Genomic DNA, 3,364 nt, shown 5'->3' with positions numbered 1-3,364 from the left:
CTAATAATGAATTCCATTATGTCAGTTCGTTTTTCCGCCATGTCAGTACCCTATTTTCGACGATTTTCCCTAAAATAGTAGTCGTATACTATCTACGGGAGGTAAATCTATGAATTTCGACAAACAGCTTGACGTATTTTCCAGAAACCTGTCCGAAATCCGCCGGAACGGCCGCTACTCCTACCAGGCATTCTCTGAAAAGCTTCGGGTTGGGAAGTCCACGGTTCAGGCCATCGAAAGCGGAGACTACAATATTACGCTGAGTACGCTCATCACAATCGCTAATTCCCTGGAAATCCATCCGGCACTCCTGTTGATGGATCTGCCGATAGAGTTGGATCTAACAGGGACAAACCGCTATTATGCCAACTTACTCATGACCTACTCCGCCCTGCCGGAGGAACAGCGGTCCCAATTCCGAAACATAATCCAACGCCTGGAATGCAGCCTGGATGGGGACCATTTAGAGCAGAACGACACCGGAGTGAACTGAAATGGAAATTGCAGCCCGCCTGCGCCAGCTTGGATTCCCAAGCAACTATGTGGGGTTTCCCTACCTTGCCTGCGCCATCTCATTGGTGCAGACCGAGCCGGAGTACCTATATCAGGTATTCAAATGTCTTTATCCCGCCGTTGCCACAGCGTTTCAAACCTCGGCAGCCTGTGTGGAGCGGGACATACGCACCCTGCTCTGCGCATACTGGCGCTCCGGCGGCCAGCCATTATTGCAGGCCATCTCTCCGCGTCCGCTTACCGCCCGTCCCACGGTCAGTGAGCTGATTGCCCTGCTGTCCGGGTATTTCCAGGATGTCGGAGACCTATAATTCGGGGCGCATCATGGCATACTGAAGCTGAGGTGATTTCCATGTTGACAGAAGCGGAATTGCTCCAGTATATCTACCAGACTACAGAAATGGGCCGGGACGGCATTCAGTCCGTCCTGCCCCACGCGGAGGACGAGACCTTTCACCAGGCGCTGGAGCAGCAGCTCACGGAGTATGAAAAGCTCTACGGCGCCACCGGAAAGATGCTGCGGGAACGTGGTCAGGAGCCCAAGGGGCTCAATCCCATGGTCAAGGCATCCTCCGAGATGATGAGCGCGATGAAAACCATGGCTGACCACCCTACCTCCAAGATCGCGGAGATGATGATTCAGGGCAACACCATGGGCATGACCAAGAGCCTCAAGCACCTGCACGACTACCATGGGAAGGACGAACGGGTACGGGATCTGGCCAACAAGCTGCTGAAAACCGAAGAGGCCAATATCCAGCAGATGAAGAAGTTTCTCTAGTCTCCTCAAGGGCGGCGCCGAATTGGCGCCCCCCTTTCTTGCGCTTGCTGTCACAAAAACCGGAACATATCCGTTATAATGGGTGAAAACCGGTTTTCTATCCAGCAGACAAGGAGGAGGATGCTATGGACGAGGCGGAGCTGAGCCGGGCGTTCCCCATCGGGGACGGCGCCTGTCTGGAGGCAGTCATCGCCCGCTATGGACAGGCCCTGCTGCGGTACTGCCATCATATCCTGTGTGACTACCATGAGGCCCAGGACGCGGTGCAGGACGCGCTGCTGCGGGCCTGGAGTCGCCGCGACCGCTTCCGGGCGGGCACCAATCTGGAGGCGTGGCTCTACAAGCTGGCCTATCACGCCTGTATCGACCTGCTCCGGCAGAGGCGGCGGCAACTCTTTGCCCCTCCCCCGCCGTCCGGGTACAACCCAGATTACATCGGGCCGGAGCTGCGGGCGGCCCTGTCCGTCCTCACGCCGGAGGAGCGGGGCCTGGTCTTCGGACGGGTGATGGAGGGCCGCTCCTATGAGGAGCTGTCCCAGATCTACGGCCCGTCCGCCGCCGCCCTGCGCAAGCGATACGAGCGGGCGCGGAAGAAGCTGGCCCTGGCACTGAGCGAATCGGAATTGGATGAACAGAAGGAGGTCGTTCCATGAAGCGGACACCAGAGGAGGAGCGCATTTTCCGCGCCCTCGCTCAGATCGAAACCCCAGAGGCCGACCTGTCCGCCGCACTCCGGCGGACGGAGGAGCCGCGCCGCATCCGGCCCGTCCGTCCCCTGGCGGCGGCGGCTGTGCTGTGCGCCCTGCTGACCATCGGCGCGGCGGCGGTGGGCTTTTCCGGGGCGTGGCGGTACTTTGTCCCCTCCCTGCCCCAGAACGCCGTGCAGACCGTGGGGGCCAGCCAGACCTCCGGGGACTACACCCTCACCGTGGAGGAGGCGGTGGTGGACGACAGCAATTTTATGCTCCTGCTGGCCCTGACCCGGGCGGACGGAGAGCCTATCGATCCAGAGGCATCGCTGACCACCAACAGCATGGATCTGGAAGTAACGGTGGACGGCCACTATTTTGGCCGCGCCACCGACTACCAGCTCTCCCCTGACGGAAAAACCATCTACATCTGCTACGAAAACACTGGCGCACTGACCGAGACATCCATTTTGGGCAAGCCTATCACCCTCACGGCCGATGGAGTGGCCGTAAGGCTTTTTGACGATGACGGAAATATTCGTATCCAGTGTGACAACCCTATTTCCCTATCTGCGCTTACGGAATGGGGGACTCCGGACTTCTCTGCCGTACCCCTGGTGGATCATGTAGAGGAGATTATCCAAACTGCAGCAAATGGCGGGGCAGCTCTTCCGTTGTTTACGGTGGAGGGAGTTCCCCTCCTGACACTTCGCGGTGCGGCCTTGACCTCGGAGGGACTGGCCCTGGTGACGCAGGATGCCTCCTACGTCTCCGGTGACCTGGCGTATACGAGAAGCAGCTGTGAAGCCATCATCGATACCCGCACCGGAGCACGCTATCTTTGCCGCTCCGGTCACGGAGCAGCATTAGAGGATGGCACCTGGGCCTTTCTGGAGGTATTCGATGACTGCCCCTTTACCCTGGAAGATCTTCCCTATCTTGAAGTGGAGGTGTCCTATACCGTCGACCGGATTCTCTCTGACCAGCCGTTTTCGCTCACTTTTACGGTGGAAAAGTCATCCGGGTGGAAACTCCCGTTAGATGATGTCCTGGAATTAGACGGGCTCACCCTGCATCCTGCGGAACTGCGGTTGTCAGCCCTGGATCTGCAAGTCTATTTCCAAGATGAAGCGGAGGCGGCCTTCTCCCTCTATCGGGACGGTACCGCTCCGGTGCTCCATCTGGCAAACGGCACAGATATCACCACCACCTGGCATGGAGGCAGACATCTGGACTCTGCTCTGCCTATGGTGTCATTCCAAACCATTGATGCCAACGGCGATCGGCTGTTCATCGACCCCGCACAGGTGGTTTCCATCACCTTTGGAAATCTGGAGATCCCCGTGGAGCACTGACCTGTTTCCCTCCCCAAAAACGGGGC

5 protein-coding genes are annotated in these 3,364 nt (G+C 58.2%); all 5 read left to right on the top strand.

Features of this window, described 5'->3' with window-relative positions; all coding sequences use genetic code 11:
• Positions 1–109: 109 nt before the first annotated feature.
• Positions 110–493 carry a helix-turn-helix domain-containing protein gene (locus ACESY8_RS14845; RefSeq protein WP_021629718.1) on the top strand — a complete coding sequence of 128 codons (384 nt, stop codon included), beginning with the start codon at positions 110–112 and terminating at the stop codon, positions 491–493.
• A gap of 1 nt (position 494) precedes the next feature.
• Positions 495–824, top strand: coding sequence for a sporulation initiation factor Spo0A C-terminal domain-containing protein (locus tag ACESY8_RS14840; protein ID WP_007495466.1), 330 nt, complete (start codon positions 495–497; stop codon positions 822–824).
• 41 nt (positions 825–865) lie between these two features.
• Complete coding sequence (locus ACESY8_RS14835; protein WP_054338320.1) at positions 866–1,294, top strand: hypothetical protein; 429 nt, start codon at positions 866–868, stop codon at positions 1,292–1,294.
• Positions 1,295–1,419: 125 nt separating this feature from the next.
• Positions 1,420–1,947, top strand: a complete 528-nt coding sequence (locus ACESY8_RS14830; protein ID WP_054338319.1) for an RNA polymerase sigma factor — start codon at positions 1,420–1,422, stop codon at positions 1,945–1,947.
• Positions 1,944–3,338 carry a DUF4179 domain-containing protein gene (locus ACESY8_RS14825; RefSeq protein WP_054338318.1) on the top strand — a complete coding sequence of 465 codons (1,395 nt, stop codon included), beginning with the start codon at positions 1,944–1,946 and terminating at the stop codon, positions 3,336–3,338. Before ACESY8_RS14830 ends, ACESY8_RS14825 begins: the two co-directional genes overlap by 4 nt.
• Positions 3,339–3,364 lie beyond the last annotated feature (26 nt).

Origin of the sequence: Clostridium sp. ATCC BAA-442, from assembly GCF_964239415.1 — a bacterium.
GTDB lineage: Bacteria > Bacillota > Clostridia > Oscillospirales > Oscillospiraceae > Flavonifractor > Flavonifractor plautii.
Note: the sequence above shows the minus strand (reverse complement) of the source record. Positions and strands in the feature narration are given on the sequence as shown.